Genomic DNA, 17,563 nt, shown 5'->3' with positions numbered 1-17,563 from the left:
ATTGATCCCAAGCTGTAGTGCCTTACCCATATAGGGCAGGATAGTCTCAGAGTGGCTTTTTAATAGGTTACCTTTTCAATTCACAACCCAAAATGAACCTCGGAAATCCTGAATCTTGGAAAGATAAACTCTCCCATGTCCAGCAAATAGGCGGGATTGAAACCTCCATTTTGGACAATGGGGCCGGAAAAGGGGTTCGAATTGCCTGGGTCAATACCGGAACGGGCCTCCGATACAAGCTGGTCATGGACCGCGGAATGGACATTTTGGATGCGTTTTTTAATGAAAACAGTCTGGCTTGGATTTCCCATGCAGGATTGACTGCTCCACAGCCTTTCTCCAATAAGGGAATTGACTGGCTTCGCACCTTCGGAGGAGGTTTGCTGACGACTTGCGGCTTGTCCAATGCCGGTCCACCCAATACCGATGAAAGCGGCGCTCGTGGCTTACACGGAAACTATTCCAATACACCGGCAGAGTTGATTTCAATCAAACAGCCGGATATTTTTTCTGGGGATCTGAGTTTTGAAATCCTGGCTAAAGTCAGAGAAACGACCACTTTCGGCCCAAGTCTCGAAATGCACCGAAGCATCTCAGGCACTCTCGGATCTGCGGAAATCCGGATCATGGACACGGTGTCCAATCGTGGAAATGCTCCTGCTCCCCATATGTTGCTTTATCATATTAACTGTGGCTGGCCTCTGATTGATGAGGGAACAAGGATCGTGTGGAAGGGAGAAAAGAAACCCAAAGCAACGGACGCGAATAATACCGATTTCAACCGGAAATATGAGTTTACCCGATGTACGGCCCCGATGGATGCGCATGCCGGATTTGGAGAAGATGTGGCATTTATTGATCCTAAGGCTGATTCCCAAGATCAGGTGGTCTGCGGCTACGCCAATGATTCCTTGGGTTTGGCCTTAAAGATTACCTTTTCCAAAACCCAAATGCCTTGGTTGATCAACTGGCAGCATTGGGGAAAAAATGAGTACGTGACGGCTCTCGAACCTGCCACTCATCCTCCGATTGGACAGGCTGCAGCAAGAGAAAATGGCACTTTGATTCTGCTAGAGCCTGGAGAAAGCCGAACTTATGATCTAAGATTGGAAGTACTGACGGGCGAAAAGGTAAGAGAATTTACGATTTAAGATTTAAGATTTACGATTTACGACCTTTTCCTAGAATGGAAATCTTGAACCAAGAACCTCGAACCTTGAACTTTCATACCGTCGAATATCGAAAGCTGAATAATGAACACTGAACAATAAAATGTAACTCAATAACCTAACAACCAATAAAATGAGTCTAGCCAAAAAGGCCCTGGAACAGGGCGAAGGAATACTAAGACTGACCCCAACCTGGGTGCCGAGATCTTTTTGCGTGCCCGGTCGAAGAATCAAACTGCATCCGGATGACTACTATGCCCTTGGCGGAAATAGGGGAGGAATTGACGAGCGGTGGTTTGCTTCCACTACCCCTGCTCAAAATGGCCCCTTGACTTCCAAAAATGAAGGATTGAGCCACGTGGCTTTCGAAGAAGGAGGAAAAACGGAGCTCTTTCTTCTTAAAGATGCGATAGATGAATTGGGTGCGCAGATTATTGGCTCCAGGCTTTGGAATAAATACAAGTCCTGGCCAATGTATTCCAAATTCTTTGACAACATGGGCCCTTTGCCCCACCACATTCACCCCAGTGATGAATTTGGCGCATTGACCGGACAAAACGGGAAACCCGAGGCCTACTATTTTCCTCCTCAGGTTAATAACCACGGAGGAGACTTTCCATATACCTTTTTCGGCATTGCTCCGGGGACCACCAAAGACATCATTTTGGATTGTCTGAAAAACTTCAGTAAAGGGGACAACAAAATTACCAATTACTCGCAGGCTTTCAGATTACAGCCGGGTACGGGTTGGGATGTGCCTCCGGGAATGCTTCATGCGCCGGGTTCACTCTGTACCTATGAGCCGCAAAAGGCCTCCGATATCTTCGCCATGTACCAAAGTCTGGTGAACGAGGCGATCATTCCTGAGGAGTTGCTTTGGAACGCGACTCCAAAAAACCGTTGGGGTGATTATGAATTGCTGGTAGAAATGATTGATTGGGACCTGAATGTTAACCCCAACCTGATGGACAACCACTACATGGAGCCCAAGCCGGTCCATGCGGTGGAGGAAATGCATGCAGCCGGATACCATGAAAACTGGATTTGCTATCGGTCCCGTGACTACAGCGCCAAGGAACTGACCGTCTATCCGGGTCAAACAGTGGTGATCAAAGACAACGCTGCCTATGGATTCATTATGATGCAAGGCTACGGCAAAATGGGCGTTTGGGACATCGAAACCCCGGCTCTGATTCGCTTTGGCCAATTGACTCATGACGAATATTTCGTCTCTGAAGATGCTGCCAAGGAAGGAGTAAAAATTACCAATTTGTCCAAAACCGACCCGATCGTCATGCTTAAACATTTCGGTCCAGATAACCCTGATCTTATTGTATTGTAAGTCTTTATTTATAAAAACATTGCTTCTAGCTATTATGAGAGGCAATTTTCAAATTTTCCAATCTTTCAATTTTCAAATCCCAAATAACCATGAACAACTTTCCTAAACTCCACAACGCCACTTGGCCGGGATTGGTAGGCAAGGGCCCTGATTCCGAGCCAGTGATACCTTTTGATTCTTTGTTAGCTATGACCGCAGCAGCGGAAGTAAACGGGGTAAAATTTGACGGGATCGATGTAGGACTTTTGGAGCCCCATTTTGATCTCAACAATCCCGACGAACCCAAAAAGTTAGCAGATAAAGTGGCTAAGTATAATTTGAATGTAGGTTCTCTTGTAGCTCCTATTTGGGCTGGCTCGGCCATGGGTACTGCAGATCAGCGAAAAACATTTGTTGAGATGGTCCGCAAGTCCTGTGAATTTGGCCAAAAGCTCAAGGATTTGGGCGTGCGCCATTATGGGATAGTCCGGATTGATTCAGCTGCAGGGGTTTCTGATTGGGCCAAAGATCCGGTGGGAAATACCAAACTGATTGCGGAGACATTCCGCGAGGCCTGTGACGTAGCGGCTGGATTTGGAGAGAGACTGGCTGCTGAGGGTGAAATCTGCTGGGGTGCCATGCACAGTTGGAAGCATATGGTGGAGCTATTGGAGATGGTAGACCGACCGAATATTGGATTCCAGGCAGACATGTCGCATACCTTCCTATACACCATGGGATACAATGCGCCAGAGCATAGGATCCTTCCTACCAATGCGGATATTAAGGATAGGGATGCGGTCAAAGCCGCCTTGAAAGTGGTGACAGATACACTTCGTCCTTGGACGATCGATTTCCATGTCGCCCAAAACGATGGCTCCGTTTTTGGATCTGGTTCCCATGACAAGACTGGGCGCCACTGCCAAGCAACTGATCCAAATGGAGTTCTGGATATCGCTCACGATGCGGGATACTGGCTTCGGGATGAGAATGGCAACCTGACAAAGGCCTTTCAGCATATTTGCTGGGATGGATGCATGTTCCCAAATTCAGTGATGGAAAAACAGCAGACATGGAATGACATCCTGGCCGCATTGGTCAAAGTCCGAGAAGCACATGGCTGGAAGGGTTAATTGGGAATTTGATATTCGAGATTTGAAATTCTCGCGTATCGATTTCAATTCATCTCAAATTTCAAATTCATCAAATTTCAAATTCAATTATCATGAGCAATAAAAAACAAATTCGAGTAGGCCTGATCGGTACAGGGCTGATGGGCCGAATTCATACAAATGGCTATAAGCGTTTGGCAGACTTTTTCCCCGAATACGAATATGTGCCCGTCTTGCAGGCCTGCTGTTCCAGAAGAGAAGCTAACGCTAAAGCTTTCATGGAGCGATGGGGCTATGCCTCCTATGAGACGGACTGGAAAAAAATCATTGAACGGGACGATATCGATGCGGTAGACATTTGTACTCCGAACGACACTCATGCGGAAATCGCCATTGCCGCTGCCAAAGCCGGTAAAATGATCCTTTGCGAAAAGCCGCTGGCTAGAACGGTAGCTGAGGCAGAAGGCATGGTCAAAGCGGTGGAAGAAGCAGGCGTTCAAAATACCGTTTGGTACAATTACCGCAGAATTCCGGCCGTGACTTTGGCTAAAAACATTGTAGCTTCTGGCAAGCTGGGTAAGATTTTCCACTACCGAGCCAACTTCCTTCAAGATTGGACGATCAATCCTGATCTTCCTCAGGGAGGAGACGCCCTGTGGAGATTGGATGTGGATGCGGCTGGTTCCGGCGTAACAGGTGATTTGCTGGCCCATTGCATCGATACCGCCATGTGGATCAATGGAGGAATCAAAGACGTCTCTGCTGTCACCGAAACATTCGTCAAAGAACGAGTTCATCAAGGAACGGGTAAAAAACAAGCCGTGGGGATCGATGATGCATGTATTTTCCATTGCCATTTCGATAATGGCTCCTTGGGACTTTTTGAAGCTACCCGCTACGCCCGAGGACATAAGGCGCTTTACACTTTGGAAATCAACGGGGAGCATGCTTCCATCCGGTGGGATTTGCATGACATGAACCGATTGGAATACTTTGATCACAGTGACGAAGGAAAAGTTCGGGGCTGGAGGTCCATTCACATCACGGATGGAGATCACCCCTACATGCATCGCTGGTGGATTCCTGGGACTTCCATTGGCTACGAGCATTCCTTTATCCATCAGGTGGCGGACTTTTTCTACAGTTTGCAGTCTGGAGAGCCTTGTCATCCGACCTTTAGAGATGCTTTTGAAACTCAGAAAGTCTGCGAAGCCGTATTGGACTCTGCTCGTGATCGGGCTTGGAAAGACACCGGGGTAGATTGGGTGGAGAAAGTGTGAAAGGATGAAGGCTGAATTTTAAAATCTGAAAGGGCTCAAACTGAAAAGTTTGGGCTCTTTTTATTCAAGGAAATTGGGTTGATTCGGAAAATTTGAATTCCAGCTTCCTTTCGGCTAACTTGGAATCAACCAAATAAATTATTCAACATGAGAAAATATGGTTTCTTGTATCTAGCCTTGGTAGTGGCTTTATTCTCCTGCCAATCCCAAACTCAAACTGATGAAATTCAGGGTGAATCTACTGAGCTAGCTCTTGAGGATGGAGTGGAAATGATCCCAATTCAAACCCCAAAAGGAGAATTCAAGGTTTTTACCAAAAAGATTGGAGACAATCCAACGATGAAAGTCTTGCTTCTTCATGGAGGACCAGGGATGTCGCATTTGCAGTACGCCAATTTCAAGGATCATTTTCCTCAGGAAGGTATTGAATTTATCTGGTATGATCAGTTGGGTTCGGCCCATTCCGAACAGCCGGAGGATTCTACCCTTTGGACGATTGAGCGATTTGTGGATGAGGTGGAGCAGGTACGGCAAGCATTGGGTCTTAACAAGGATAACTTTTACCTGCTTGGTCAGTCTTGGGGTGGAATGCTATCGATGGAGTACGCATTTAAGCATCAGGAAAATCTCAAAGGACTGATCATTTGCAATATGATGGCCAGCCTGGATGAGTATGAAAAATATGCTAAAGAAGTCCTCGGACCTCAAATGCCTCCCGCTGTTTTTGCCGAACTGATGGAAATTGAAAAGAATATGGACTTCGAAAATCCCAGGTATATGGAACTCCTGATGGAGCATCATTATCCTCTGCATGTACTTCGCATGCCTATAGATCAGTGGCCGGCAGAAATCAATCAGGCTCTTGAGCAAGTCAATCCCAATGTATATGTCTACATGCAAGGCTATAGCGAATTTGGCATTACTCCGGGAGCGAGCTTGGAAGGATGGGATGTGAAGGATCAGCTGAAAAACATCACTGTCCCTACCTTGGTGGTTGGAGCTTCTCATGACACCATGGATCCCAAGCATATGGAATGGATGTCAACCCAAGTATCCAATGGCCGATTTTTACTTTGCCCCAATGGCAGTCATTTGAGTCAATACGATGATCCCGAGCACTTTTTTCCTGGAGTGATCCAGTTTATCAAGGATGTGGATTCGGGAAATTTTGGAAAGTAAGTATTCCACCCTCCAAGTGTTTTAACCCCTTGGAGGGCTTGTTTTTCCATTTATTCATTTGAAAAAGTGTTGAGTTTTACATTTTTTCATTTGAAAAAGTGTTATATCTAACATTTATTCGTTTGAAAAAATGTAAATTACTCCGTTCTTTGCGCTTTAAATCAGGAAAATGGAACGGGAACTTTTACACAAGCTACTGACTTGGAAGGATACTGTGGGAAGAAAACCACTCATCATCCGAGGCGCTAGACAGGTGGGTAAAACTTGGCTGATGAAAGAGTTTGGCTCCACTTACTTTTCAGATTTGGTCTACATCAACTTTGAGACGAATCGTACAGCTAAGCTTTTGTTTGAACAGGGATTAGATTTGGCCCGAATTATTCAGGGTTTGGAGATTCAACTTGGAAAATCTATAGATGCCAAAAACTGCTTGTTGATATTTGATGAGATTCAAGAATGTCCGGATGCGTTTACCTCACTGAAGTATTTTCAGGAGCTGTTTACTGATTATTACATCATTGCAGCGGGTTCTTTACTTGGAGTCGCTTTGCACCAAAACACTTCATTTCCGGTTGGAAAGGTGGAATTCTTGGATCTCTATCCTCTTTCTTTTTCCGAGTTTTTGGAAGCAATTGGTGAAAAATCCTTGGCAAGCCTGGTTTCTAGCTTGGATTGGGGTCTTTTGTCTCCATTTCGTGAAAAACTGATTTATCACCTTAGGACTTACTATTTCATCGGAGGAATGCCTGAGGCAGTTAAAACCTATGCCGAAAAGCAGGATTTTTTTGAAGTGAGGGTTATTCAAAGGCGTATTTTGGAGGCATATGAACAGGATTTTTCCAAACATGCTCCTACTGAGGTGGTTCCGAGGATTCGGATGATTTGGAACTCTATACCAGCTCAATTAGCCAAGGAAAATAAGAAATTCATTTTTGGTCAGTTGAGGCAGGGTGCCCGTGCTAAAGATTTTGAACTGGCCATGGAGTGGCTTCGTGACTGCGGACTGATTCATAAAATTTCCCGGGTAAGCAAGCCTGAAATGCCTTTGAAGGCGTATGAGGATTTTTCAGCTTTCAAGGTTTATCTGTTGGATGTTGGGATTTTGGGAGCCATGGTAGATTTGGATGCCCGATCCATTTTGGAGGGGAATCGCCTTTTTACGGAATTCAGGGGCTCGCTGACTGAGCAGTTTGTTCTACAGGAATTAATCACCGCGGGAAATACCCTTTATTATTGGTCGGCAGAGCGCGGTATGGCTGAGCTCGATTTTATCCTTCAGGATCAAGGAACAGTGATTCCTTTGGAGGTGAAGGCAGAAGAAAACCTAAAAGCCAAAAGCTTGAAGGTAGTCGCAGAAAATTTTCCGGATACTTTTCCCGTCAGAACATCGATGTCTAATTTCAGAAGGGAATCATGGATGACCAATTTCCCGCTGTATGCGGTTTCTTATTTGGCCAAGTACATCGATTTGGAAAGACCTAAATCCTAAAGAAAATCCCCTTTCTGTACAGAAAATAACACAATCCCCACATGGCAGCAAGAGCCCCAAAAGAGGCAATCAAGAACAAACCATGTTCCTCGATTCCTAGCCATCCAAAAGCTCCGGTGGTGAAAATACCCACCGTTTTATTCATCCATCTGCCCAGAATCTCGGCAAAGAGGTAAATGAAAATTGAATTCATTCCAACGACCAGAAAAAGGAAAATTCCTTTTCTCTTATTCTTCACATCAACCCACCAATAGAAAAAAGCCAAAGCGAGCAGAGCCCAACCTCCGGAAGCGAACACGAAGGAAACCGTACTGATTCGCTTGACAATTGGGGTGATTCCTGCCCAATCCAGCCCGTAACCAATCAACAATCCTAGGATTCCGGCGATGCAAAAGATTTTGATTTTTTCATGGGAAGACTTTTCAGAAAGAAGCAAATTCCCACAAATCGCTCCCCAAATGGTATGTGCAGCAGTAGGAATGGCATTAATGGCCACCCAGCCACCACGATTGATTTTGCCCATCAGGAGTTGGTCTGTATAGTTGCCAAAATTGGTACCGTGCTCAAAAGGAACCTCGGGATTGTAAGCTCGATACAGGATTTCGGTCAAAGCCAAAAGTCCCAAGGAAACTCCAAGCTGGACTTTCCAGCCTTTGGACAGGAGGAAATATGTAACTAAAATGGTGAAAGAAAGCTGGGTCAGCACATTCCAGAGTTCAAAGACCATTTTCCCCGAATAGACACAATGGAGACCTGTTCCAAATAGGAAAAGAATCAAACAGCGCTTCAAAATATGCAGGGTCACTTTGCTACGGTCTTCCGAAAGTGCCAGTCTTTTATTCAGGGAAAAAGGCATCGCCACACCCACGATAAACATGAAAAAGGGCTGAATTAAATCCCAAAATCGTAGCCCATTCCACTCATGATGGGTGAATTGTAGGAAAAGCGGATGCAGTGAATGCCCTTCCGGAAAAAGCTCCATCAAGGCCTCATAAACCAAGGCCGCTTCTGCCACCAATAAAAACATGGTCAATCCGCGGTAGACATCCAATGAAACCAATCTTTGGGTAGGAAGTGGGGTTGAAGCCATTGTAGGAGGAATTAGAGCCTTTTGAATTTAGAAAATTGCAAACAACTCCATTCTAATTCTTTGAGAAATCTAAGGGAAGTCAGCTGCCAATCAGCTGGAAAACTGCAATAAAATGAGCTGCAGTACCTCCCAAAACAAAAACATGCCAAATGGCATGAAAAAACATCCGCTCACTTTTCACATAAAAAAATACCCCGATCGTATAGCTCAGGCCCCCAAGTCCAATCCAGAAAAGTGTTTCGAAGCTCAATTTTTCCAGTAAATCATTGAAAAAGAAAACTGCCAGCCATCCCATAGTCAGGTAAATGACTACAGAAAGGGTTTTGAATTTTCCGGTAAAAAAGATCTTAAAGAAAGTACCGACCAAAACGGAGCCCCAAATAATTGAAAGAAAAAGTATGGCTTTGTCGGTTTGGAGGATGGCCAAAACCATGGGAGTGTATGAACCAGCGATCAGGAAATAAATCGACACATGGTCCATCACCTGCAATCGGGATTTTTTGACGGGATCCTTGGCGGCATGATAAGCAGTGGAAAACCCATAGACCATCACCACTCCAATGCTGAAGGCCAAGGTTCCAATTAGTGTTTTTCCATCTTGGGGTTGATTAAAAAGAAAAATTATCCCGACGATTCCCAAGATCAGTCCCAAACCATGAGTCAGGGTATTGGCTTTTTCCTCAGATGAAGTCTGAGGTCTTTTCTCAGGTTTTGACTTCACTTAGTCCAAGTTGAGAGTTTTACCTATCGGCTTATCATTTCTACTCCACTCACTCCAGGAACCCACATACAGCTTGGGAATACCAAGCCCCGCATGCTCTAAAGCCAAAAGAGTATGGCAGGCAGACACTCCTGAACCGCAGTGTACGATGATATGGTCATTGGGGATTTCTTCAAGAATTGGAAGATATTTTTCTCTAATTTCTTCAGGAGAAAGGAAGTTTCCCTCCGAATCCATGTTTTCAGTTAAGGGGACATTGACCGCTCCAGGGATATGTCCTGCTACCAAGTCGATCGGCTCAAAATCTCCCCTATATCGCTCCTCACTGCGCACGTCAATGATCAAGTGGTCCTTTTCCCAAGCTTTTGACTGAACCTCCTCCATGGTTGCGATCATTAGCTTCCACTCTTTGCCTGGGTACTGTTTTCCATTGATTCGCTGTATCGGTTGGGTGCTTACTGGAAATCCGGCTTTGAGGGCCGCTTGCATTCCTCCTTCCAGCACCTGAACTTTTTCATGCCCCAAAGCCCTCAGCATCCACCACATTCGGGCTGATGCATTGGCCCCTTTTTGATCGTCATAGATGACTACGTGATTGTTTGGATTGATTCCTAAATCTCCTAAAACCCTACAAAATTTCTCCACCTTGGGCAAAGGATGCCTGCCACCCAAGGCCAAGTCTTCCTTGATATCGGCCAATTCTTTGTCCGGGTCAATAAACTTGGCTTTTCTGAGATGGCCGTTTTCAAAAGTTTGTCTTGGAGAAGCACTGTATCGGGCATCTACCAATACCAAGTCAGGTTGGTCTATAATCTTCAAAAGAGCTTGGGCTGAAATAAGCGGACTGGTCATTTGTTGGTCTGAATTGAAAATTGAATTTAAGGAATTCGGAAAAGTGGACTCATAAAAAAATCCTGCTTTTTTCGAAAAGCAGGATTCTTTTGAATTCTATCTGATAAAATCAGAATTGGGATTTGAATTGCTCCATCTTCTGATCGACTTGGGTGTCAACCGGGAAAGTAACTTTCACCCCTTCCCAAGCCATGGTGATGTGCGCTACCTTATTGTTATGAGCGGAGATATGGTATTGAAGTCTTTCGGTATTTCCACCTCTCTCGGTAGTAGCTTTGAAGGATACAGCATCATCTTTAGCCACTGCTTCTTCATCGATTTTGCCATCTTTCATGTAAGCAAAAACAGAAGCTGCTTTGCTGTTTAGGTGCACAGTCCAGTCTCCGGATTCAGTTGGAGTCATGAAGATGGAGTATTTTCCAGCTCTGAGATTTTTGCCTCCCACACTTACTCCTGTGCTGAATTCAATGATCGTTTGGGCATTAGCTCCTGCTCTCCAAGTGACCCCGTATTTTTCGATTTCACCGAAAATTTTTCTTCCTTTCACAGCAGGAGAAGAATAATCAATGCTGATTTTGGTAAAGCCTACTACCTGGGAAACAGATGCTGCCGGGCTCAATGCAGGCTGCTGAAGCTGGGCCATGGCTGCAATTGAAGTGGTGATGAAAAGGGCAAAAGCCAGGAAAAAGGGTTTGTTATTTTTCATTTTTTTGGATTTGGGTTTGAATGGGAACAAATTTCTATAAGGAAAGTTTTTTGTCTAATCCACTTATAAAAAAACCTGCCTACTCTGGCAGGTTTTGTGGTGTTTATTGCAGATGCTTTTTAATGAATGCCACACTTTGAGGAATCTGCTCGACAGAGCGTGAGCTTTCGTCCTCTATCACCAAAAAGGCCGTTCCCTGCTTTTTCGCCTCGCGAATGAGACCTGCTATATCAATGTCCCCAGTACCCAAGACTACATTTGTTTCTACGTCTCCGTGGCCGTCAGTAGACCCGGGAGTACCTTTTTTGCGGTCTTTAAGGTGGAGCTGAGGGAATTTACCCGGATAAGCCTGCATGATTGCCAAGGGATCTCCTCCTCCCATTTTCACCCAATACACATCCATATTGAACTGGTAATGCTTTGCATTTTCCAGTAGATAATCCATCGGGACTCCCTCTCCAGCATCCATAAATTCATAGCCGTGAGGATGGTAAGTCAAAGTGACTCCCTCTTTAGCAAACATCTCTCCTGCTTTGTTAAACAAATCCACGGCCTCTTTGGTCATTTCCATACTTATTGGGCCATCAGGATGGGGAATCCAATAGCAGGTGGCAAACTTTGCCCCATATTTCTTGGCCTCTGAAAGAATGGCTTGAGGATCGGTTTTGAGCTTGTTGTAATCCGCCCCGACTCCGACTACCCGTAGATTATTGTCTGCAAGTAATTTTTTGTATTCGGTATCCGACATTCCGTATCCTCCTCCGCCTTCCACAGCATAAATCCCCCATTCCGCAATCATTTTATGATATTTTGCCGGATCAGAAGGGATTTGATTTCTTAGAGAATACAACTGAAGAGCTATTTCTTGGGCTTTGAGCCCCATCGAACTGATCATTAGTAAGAAAAGGAATAAGAACTTGAATTTCATAGGTTTTGGATTTAAGTCACTCTAATCTAGGAAAAACCATTTTATCCTGCAGGATTCCTTTCCCATTTCAATCAATTTTTCCCTAAATTCAAAGAATTACCTACACTTATGAATTCCCGAAGAAGATTTATCCAAAATACCTCCCTCGCAGGACTTGCTATGACTATTCAACCCAATTTCTCACTTTTTGCAGCCCAAGATCAAATACTTGGTCACGGCGATTTCAAATACAAAATCGACCCATCTTGGGGTAATCTGGACCCGGACAAGTATCCTGTGGTCAACTGCCATGAAATGGTCATGGACAGGAAAGGTCGAATGATTCTCTTGACTGACGAAGTCAAAAACAATGTCCTGATTTATGACCAAGGCGGGAAGCTTTTGGACTCCTGGACCTTGGGCCTGGATCGTGCTCACGGGCTCTCTTTGGTAGATGAAGGGGATGCAGAATACCTATGGATCGTGGATAATGGAGGCCGTGTGGTCAAAACTACCCTTGGTGGCCAGGTAGTATCAGAAGTGGTTTCGCCGATTCAGGAGGGTGTTTATGAAGAGAAAATGCGCTGGGTACCTACTGAAACGGCCATTGGACCCAATGGGGATCTTTACATCGCTGATGGGTATGGCTCACAGTACTTTTTGCAGTATGATAAAAACGGGAAGTTCATTCGGAAATTCGGTGGACCGGGACAGGGTGATGCACAGTTCAGTACGGCTCATGGAATTGCCGTTGATGCCAGAGGAGGAAAGGAACCCACCTTGCTATGTACTTCCCGAGGTCACAACTCTTTCAAGCGATTTACTCTGGATGGGCAATATATTGAGACGATTTTCCTTCCCGGTGCATTTGTATGCCGCCCTGTTATCCATGGCACTAATCTCTATGCAGGAGTTTGCTGGTCGAGATTGAAGTATTTGGAGCAGACTGATAATTCTGGCTTTGTGACTATTCTTGACCAAAACAATCAGGTAGTCTCCAATCCCGGGGGAACTGCTCCGGAATATCGAGATGGACAATTGCAGCTGATGGTACAAAAGGAGCCTGTTTTCAAGCATTGCCACGATGTATGCATCGATCAGGATGAGAATATCTACGTCTGCCAATGGAATGCCGGGAAGACTTATCCCATCAAATTGACAAGAGTATAAATAAATGGAAGACCGAAGAAGGACGATAGACGCTCATTAAATGACCAAAAATCTATAATCTGTAATCAACACCCCCTGCCCCCATGAAATCAGTCACCGTAGGATGGTTTGAAATTCCGGTTCAGGATATGGATCGGGCCATCCAATTTTATGAAGAAGTATTTGAGTGCAAGCTCAGCAAGCAAGTCATGGGTGATTTCCAAATGGCTTGGTTTCCATGGGATGAAAGTCAAGGAGGAGCCGGAGGGAGTTTGGTATATCACAAAGATTTTTATCACTCCAGCAGGGAGGCAGGTCCTTTAGTTTATTTTTCCTGTGAAGATTGTGCTGTGAAATTGGAAAAAGTGAAGGAAGCTGGTGGTGAAGTAATGATCCCAAAAAGACAGATATCACCCGAAATAGGTTTTATGGGGGTGTTTTTTGATACTGAGGGAAACAGGATTGCATTACATTCCCAAAAATGAATCCTATTTTTTCATGAATTTTTGATAAAAAGACAAATCCAAGCCTTGGGTATATACGAAGTTCACCAATTAGTTTTAGTTTTGATCTTCACAAATCCGTGATTTTAGACTATGAATTTTTTTAGATCGGTAGATCAGGCGGGCAATCTATACCAGCTACAAAGCCGGATATCTGAGATATTCGCTTTTCTGGCAGGGTTTCTTATGCTGTTTTTAGGAGTGTCGGATTATTTTTTAGGGCTAAGTTTATTTATTGTGTCAGTCAAAATTGTGCTGGCAATTCCTTTCATCATCGGCTACTTGACCATGAGAAAGTGGGGCTATCACCCCGCTATCATGCACGCCTTGGTTTTTATTGGATACTTGACCATTATCCTCAATTACTTTCATAATGAAGGCTACATGGGACCGTCGATGTATGCTTTTTTTATTTTCGTGGTAGTCACTGCCATCCTTTTTGAAGGGTGGCAAAAAGTGTTTTGGCTACTTTTTGGTTTCGCTTCCTTAAGCATACTCTTCTATGGCGAAATCAATGGCTGGTTCACTGTGATTCCTCATTATCAAAGCTTGGAAAATCTTTTCTGGGACCATTGGATTACGCTTTTATGGACTGGACTCTTTTCATTTTTGGGTATTCACCTATTCATCAAAAATTACCATACTCAGAATAGGTTGATGATTGAGATCCAAGAGGAAAAAAACAAGGCTTTGGAAAAACTCGAGGAACTCAATACGAAAAAAAATCAACTTTTGGCTCTCCTAGCCCATGATCTGAAAAACCCGGTTGGCACGCTCAGCACTACGTTGGAGTTGGTGGATCAGGGAGTTTTTGAAAGAGATGATTTGGGGACTATCCTAGATGATCTCAAGGGTCAAAGTTTCCATCTCAATAAGGTTTTAAATAATACTTTGAATTGGGTCCTGACCGAAATGGAAGATGGAAAGATTTCTTTAGAAAAGGTGAGTGTATTCGAGCTGACTAAAGATATTGGGGCCACGATGGAAATTCAGGCTTCCAGAAAAAAACAACAGATTGTATATCATTTCTTTGGAGAAGATCAAGTTCTGGAGCTGGAGGTAAATGAGATTAAAATCATTCTCAAGAATCTTTTGGACAATGCAATCAAATTCTCTCCTTTAGGTGCAAGTATTGAAATCAAGTTGATGATTAGCTCCACTGACTTGAGGTGGGAAGTGAAAAATGAAGGTCAAGTGATTCCTGAACACGTCTCGCATGAATTGTTTGAGTTTAAAGTAAAAAGCTCACGGGGAACTCAACTTGAAAAGGGAACTGGCCTAGGTCTTCCCTTATGCAAAAAAATAGCTGATAAGCTGGAAATGATTTTGGGCTTTGAGAGCACTGCTGGGGAAGCTAATGTCTTCTTCCTAACCCGGAAAATTCAACCAAAAACCAATTCAAACCAAAACGACGCGAAGGCTTTTAGCCCCATGAGCTCCGATAACTAGCGATTGCTCGATATCTGCGGTTTTAGAAGGTCCGGCGATAAATAATCCAAATCCTGATGAAGTATTTCCTATTTTTTGATAAGCTTGATGCATGTTTTCTACCAAATGTCCTTTTGGCACAATCAAGACTAAGTGCTCCGTGATAAATGGCATAGCCCGATGAGGCAATTGGTTGTCATCCAGCCAAATGGCTCCGTTTTCAGCTACTCCAAATTGTCCCTCTAAAATGGCCAATTCCAGATTTTCTAGGTCGTGAGGATCTTTTGGCAGGGTGACCCTAGAGTAGCTTATATATTCCGGGACGGCCGAAAAAACCCGATTCATTCCTGAGCTCTTCAGCCAAAATTCAAATGCTGAAGAATCCATCACTTCGGCCTTGTTTCCTATCAATGAGGTGGTGAAATCCTTAACCATATCTCTTTTTATTCCAAAACTCGGCACTTCTGGCAAAGGCTTCAGATCACGGTGAATTTCGCGGATTGAGTTCAATATAGCTTCTCTGCTGCTCATGATCTGTTTCTTTTGTACCACTCTTTGAATGACAGCTCGGGTGTTTCGGGGAGATTTCGTCCTTTTCCCCAGCTGTTGATAGGATGATAAATCAGAGATTTGGGCAAGTTTTTCAATGCAGACCGCATTAGATTGCCGGATATTTTATAAGCCAAAGGACTTTTAAAAATCCCGCTTGCCAGCTTCATGGAAAGGCTTTTGCCCAATTCCCCATGGGTTTTGGTGATCTCTTGCCTCCATTCGTAGAGTTGTTCGTGGATGTTGATTTTGACCGGGCAGACATCCGAGCAGCTACCGCAAAGGGTGGAGGCGAAAGGAAGCGTGCTGTGTTTTTTCATGTCCAATCCGGGTGATAGGATAGAGCCAATCGGTCCTGGGACAGTACTACCATAGCTAAATCCTCCGCTCCTACGGTAGATGGGGCAGGTATTCATGCAGGCTCCACACCGGATACACTTCAGGGAATTGCGAAACTTCTCCCGTGCTAGTTGGGCAGTACGTCCATTGTCTACCAAGACCAAATGAATTTCTTTTCCTGGGGAGGGGCTGCGAAAATGGGAGTTATAATTGGTGACAGGCTGTCCGGTAGCAGATCGGGCTAAAAGTCTCAGAAAAACCCCTAAATCCGACCTTCTTGGGATTAGCTTTTCGATGCCCATGCATGCAATATGCACATCCGCCAGATGTACGCCCATGTCTGCATTTCCTTCGTTGGTGCAGACGACAAACTCACCGGTTTCGGCTACTCCAAAATTGACTCCCGTGATGGCTACTTTAGCTTTCAGAAATTTCTCACGAAGGTGAATCCTGGCTGCTTGGGTCAGATAAGTAGGGTCTTCATTTCCTTTTTCTGTTTGGAGCTTTTCGTGGAAGAGTTCAGAAATTTCACCCTTTTTCAGGTGAATAGCAGGAAGTACAATATGGCTAGGTGGTTGATTTAGGAACTGGACTATCCGCTCTCCCAAATCCGTGTCCACCACTTCGATTCCATTTGTTTCCAAATAAGGGTTGAGGTGGCATTCCTCCGTCAGAATGGACTTACTCTTGACAATGGCTTTGCAGTCCTTTTTTTGCAAAATCCCCAAGACAATCCGATTATGCTCTTCTGCATCCTTGGCCCAATGGACTTGGATCCCGTTTTTTAACGCATTTTTTTCAAACTCTTCCAGATAAAAATCCAATCGGGACAAAGTATGATCCTTGATCTCAGAGGCGAGGTTGCGCAAGTCTTCCCACTCAGGAATGGTCTTACTGATTCTGTCGCGCTTATCCCGAACAAACCACAGGGTCTCGTCATGCCATTTGGCTTTGGCCTGATTTTTCAGAAATTCCGCTGCTGCTTGAGGATGACTCATTGGATTGCCTGATTTAAGATTTCTGCCACATGCATAAACTTCATCGCATTGCCTTCCCGACTCGCTATACCCTGCAAATGCATGATGCAGGACATATCTCCACCGGTGAGGATTTCTACTTGCTTTTCCTGATGGTCTTCCAGTCGGTCTTTACCCATTTGAATGGATAAGGCTTCTTCAGTCACTGAAAAAGTACCTCCGAATCCGCAGCACTCATCTGTTCGACTGAGTTCCACCCATTCCAAACCTTTCAGATTTTCCAAAAGTTTTTTTGCCTTATTAAAGGGAGAAATATGCATCTCCGAACTGGAGGCCAATCTTAAACCCCGCTGACCATGGCAGGATGCATGGTATCCAACCCTATGTGGGAAGGCGCCCTCCAACTGATCCACTTTCAGGATGTCTGTCAGAAATTCAGTGAGTTCGAAAATTCGGTTGTGAACTTCACTCTGGGTTTTTTCCATACTCGGGATGGGAGGAAAATGCTCCTTCACATGAAGGACACAGCTTCCAGAGGGAGCTACGATGTAGTCAAAGCCTCCGAAAATCTCCAGAAAATGCCGGCTTGTACCCACAGTGTCCCGCTCATACCCAGCATTGGCCATAGGTTGGCCACAGCAAGTTTGCTCCAATGGGTAACTCACTTTGCAGCCAAGCTTTTCCAGTAGTTCCAGAGTAGCTATCGCCACATTGGGATAAAACTGATCTACATAGCAAGGGATAAAAAGGCCAATATGGGGAGTCGATGGATTCATTATGGAGAAGATAAGG

The 17,563-nt window shown here is 44.6% G+C and carries 17 protein-coding genes; 9 read left to right on the top strand and 8 right to left on the bottom strand.

Annotation, left to right across the window (positions count from 1 at the left end; translation table 11 throughout):
- Positions 1-92 precede the first annotated feature (92 nt).
- The 6 genes from AAA942_RS08575 to AAA942_RS08550 all read left to right on the top strand — a co-directional run bounded on the left by AAA942_RS08575 (position 93) and on the right by AAA942_RS08550 (position 7,550).
- Positions 93-1,151 (top strand): aldose 1-epimerase family protein, encoded by a 1,059-nt coding sequence (locus tag AAA942_RS08575; RefSeq protein ID WP_338219827.1) that lies wholly within the window; start codon positions 93-95, stop codon positions 1,149-1,151.
- Positions 1,152-1,302: 151 nt separating this feature from the next.
- Positions 1,303-2,511 (top strand): hypothetical protein, encoded by a 1,209-nt coding sequence (locus tag AAA942_RS08570; protein WP_338219826.1) that lies wholly within the window; start codon positions 1,303-1,305, stop codon positions 2,509-2,511.
- Positions 2,512-2,600: 89 nt separating this feature from the next.
- Complete coding sequence (locus tag AAA942_RS08565; RefSeq protein ID WP_445083326.1) at positions 2,601-3,623, top strand: sugar phosphate isomerase/epimerase family protein; 1,023 nt, start codon at positions 2,601-2,603, stop codon at positions 3,621-3,623.
- A 92-nt stretch (positions 3,624-3,715) separates the two neighbouring features.
- Positions 3,716-4,882, top strand: coding sequence for a Gfo/Idh/MocA family protein (locus AAA942_RS08560; protein ID WP_338219825.1), 1,167 nt, complete (start codon positions 3,716-3,718; stop codon positions 4,880-4,882).
- A 147-nt stretch (positions 4,883-5,029) separates the two neighbouring features.
- A complete protein-coding gene (locus AAA942_RS08555; protein WP_338219824.1) occupies positions 5,030-6,061 on the top strand; it encodes a proline iminopeptidase-family hydrolase in 1,032 nt (343 codons plus the stop codon).
- A 169-nt stretch (positions 6,062-6,230) separates the two neighbouring features.
- On the top strand, positions 6,231-7,550 hold the full coding sequence (locus AAA942_RS08550; protein ID WP_338219823.1) for an ATP-binding protein: 1,320 nt from the start codon (positions 6,231-6,233) through the stop codon (positions 7,548-7,550).
- Here AAA942_RS08550 and AAA942_RS08545 read toward each other — a convergent pair.
- From AAA942_RS08545 to AAA942_RS08525, 5 genes are all read right to left on the bottom strand, one after another.
- Positions 7,540-8,640: an acyltransferase family protein gene (locus AAA942_RS08545; protein ID WP_338219822.1), complete on the bottom strand. Its 1,101-nt coding sequence runs from the start codon at positions 8,638-8,640 to the stop codon at positions 7,540-7,542. The genes AAA942_RS08550 and AAA942_RS08545 overlap by 11 nt on opposite strands.
- Before the next feature lie 79 nt (positions 8,641-8,719).
- Complete coding sequence (gene trhA, locus AAA942_RS08540) at positions 8,720-9,361, bottom strand: PAQR family membrane homeostasis protein TrhA (RefSeq protein ID WP_338219821.1); 642 nt, start codon at positions 9,359-9,361, stop codon at positions 8,720-8,722.
- On the bottom strand, positions 9,362-10,213 hold the full coding sequence (locus AAA942_RS08535) for a sulfurtransferase (RefSeq protein WP_338219820.1): 852 nt from the start codon (positions 10,211-10,213) through the stop codon (positions 9,362-9,364).
- A gap of 109 nt (positions 10,214-10,322) precedes the next feature.
- A complete protein-coding gene (locus tag AAA942_RS08530) occupies positions 10,323-10,919 on the bottom strand; it encodes a DUF2911 domain-containing protein (RefSeq protein ID WP_338219819.1) in 597 nt (198 codons plus the stop codon).
- 103 nt (positions 10,920-11,022) lie between these two features.
- Positions 11,023-11,847, bottom strand: coding sequence for a sugar phosphate isomerase/epimerase family protein (locus AAA942_RS08525; protein WP_338219818.1), 825 nt, complete (start codon positions 11,845-11,847; stop codon positions 11,023-11,025).
- Between the two features lie 108 nt (positions 11,848-11,955).
- Between AAA942_RS08525 and AAA942_RS08520 the strand changes: the two genes are divergently transcribed.
- The 3 genes from AAA942_RS08520 to AAA942_RS08510 all read left to right on the top strand — a co-directional run bounded on the left by AAA942_RS08520 (position 11,956) and on the right by AAA942_RS08510 (position 14,927).
- Complete coding sequence (locus AAA942_RS08520) at positions 11,956-12,996, top strand: 6-bladed beta-propeller (protein ID WP_338219817.1); 1,041 nt, start codon at positions 11,956-11,958, stop codon at positions 12,994-12,996.
- A gap of 83 nt (positions 12,997-13,079) precedes the next feature.
- On the top strand, positions 13,080-13,460 hold the full coding sequence (locus tag AAA942_RS08515) for a VOC family protein (RefSeq protein WP_338219816.1): 381 nt from the start codon (positions 13,080-13,082) through the stop codon (positions 13,458-13,460).
- Between the two features lie 111 nt (positions 13,461-13,571).
- Complete coding sequence (locus tag AAA942_RS08510) at positions 13,572-14,927, top strand: sensor histidine kinase (protein WP_338219815.1); 1,356 nt, start codon at positions 13,572-13,574, stop codon at positions 14,925-14,927.
- Here AAA942_RS08510 and AAA942_RS08505 read toward each other — a convergent pair.
- Genes AAA942_RS08505 through AAA942_RS08495 form a run of 3 tightly spaced genes read right to left on the bottom strand, consistent with a single transcriptional unit; the run spans position 14,877 to position 17,547 of the window.
- Positions 14,877-15,437, bottom strand: a complete 561-nt coding sequence (locus AAA942_RS08505) for a LutC/YkgG family protein (RefSeq protein ID WP_338219814.1) — start codon at positions 15,435-15,437, stop codon at positions 14,877-14,879. The two genes, AAA942_RS08510 and AAA942_RS08505, sit on opposite strands and share 51 nt — an antisense overlap.
- A complete protein-coding gene (locus AAA942_RS08500; protein WP_338219813.1) occupies positions 15,434-16,792 on the bottom strand; it encodes a lactate utilization protein B in 1,359 nt (452 codons plus the stop codon). The genes AAA942_RS08505 and AAA942_RS08500 overlap by 4 nt, the downstream gene beginning before the upstream one ends.
- Positions 16,789-17,547, bottom strand: coding sequence for a (Fe-S)-binding protein (locus tag AAA942_RS08495; RefSeq protein WP_338219812.1), 759 nt, complete (start codon positions 17,545-17,547; stop codon positions 16,789-16,791). The genes AAA942_RS08500 and AAA942_RS08495 overlap by 4 nt, the downstream gene beginning before the upstream one ends.
- Positions 17,548-17,563 lie beyond the last annotated feature (16 nt).

Source organism: Algoriphagus sp. oki45 (assembly GCF_036245605.1).
Taxonomy (GTDB): Bacteria; Bacteroidota; Bacteroidia; order Cytophagales; family Cyclobacteriaceae; genus Algoriphagus.
The sequence above is the reverse complement of the archived record's forward strand: the minus strand, read 5'-3'. Positions and strand labels throughout refer to the sequence as shown.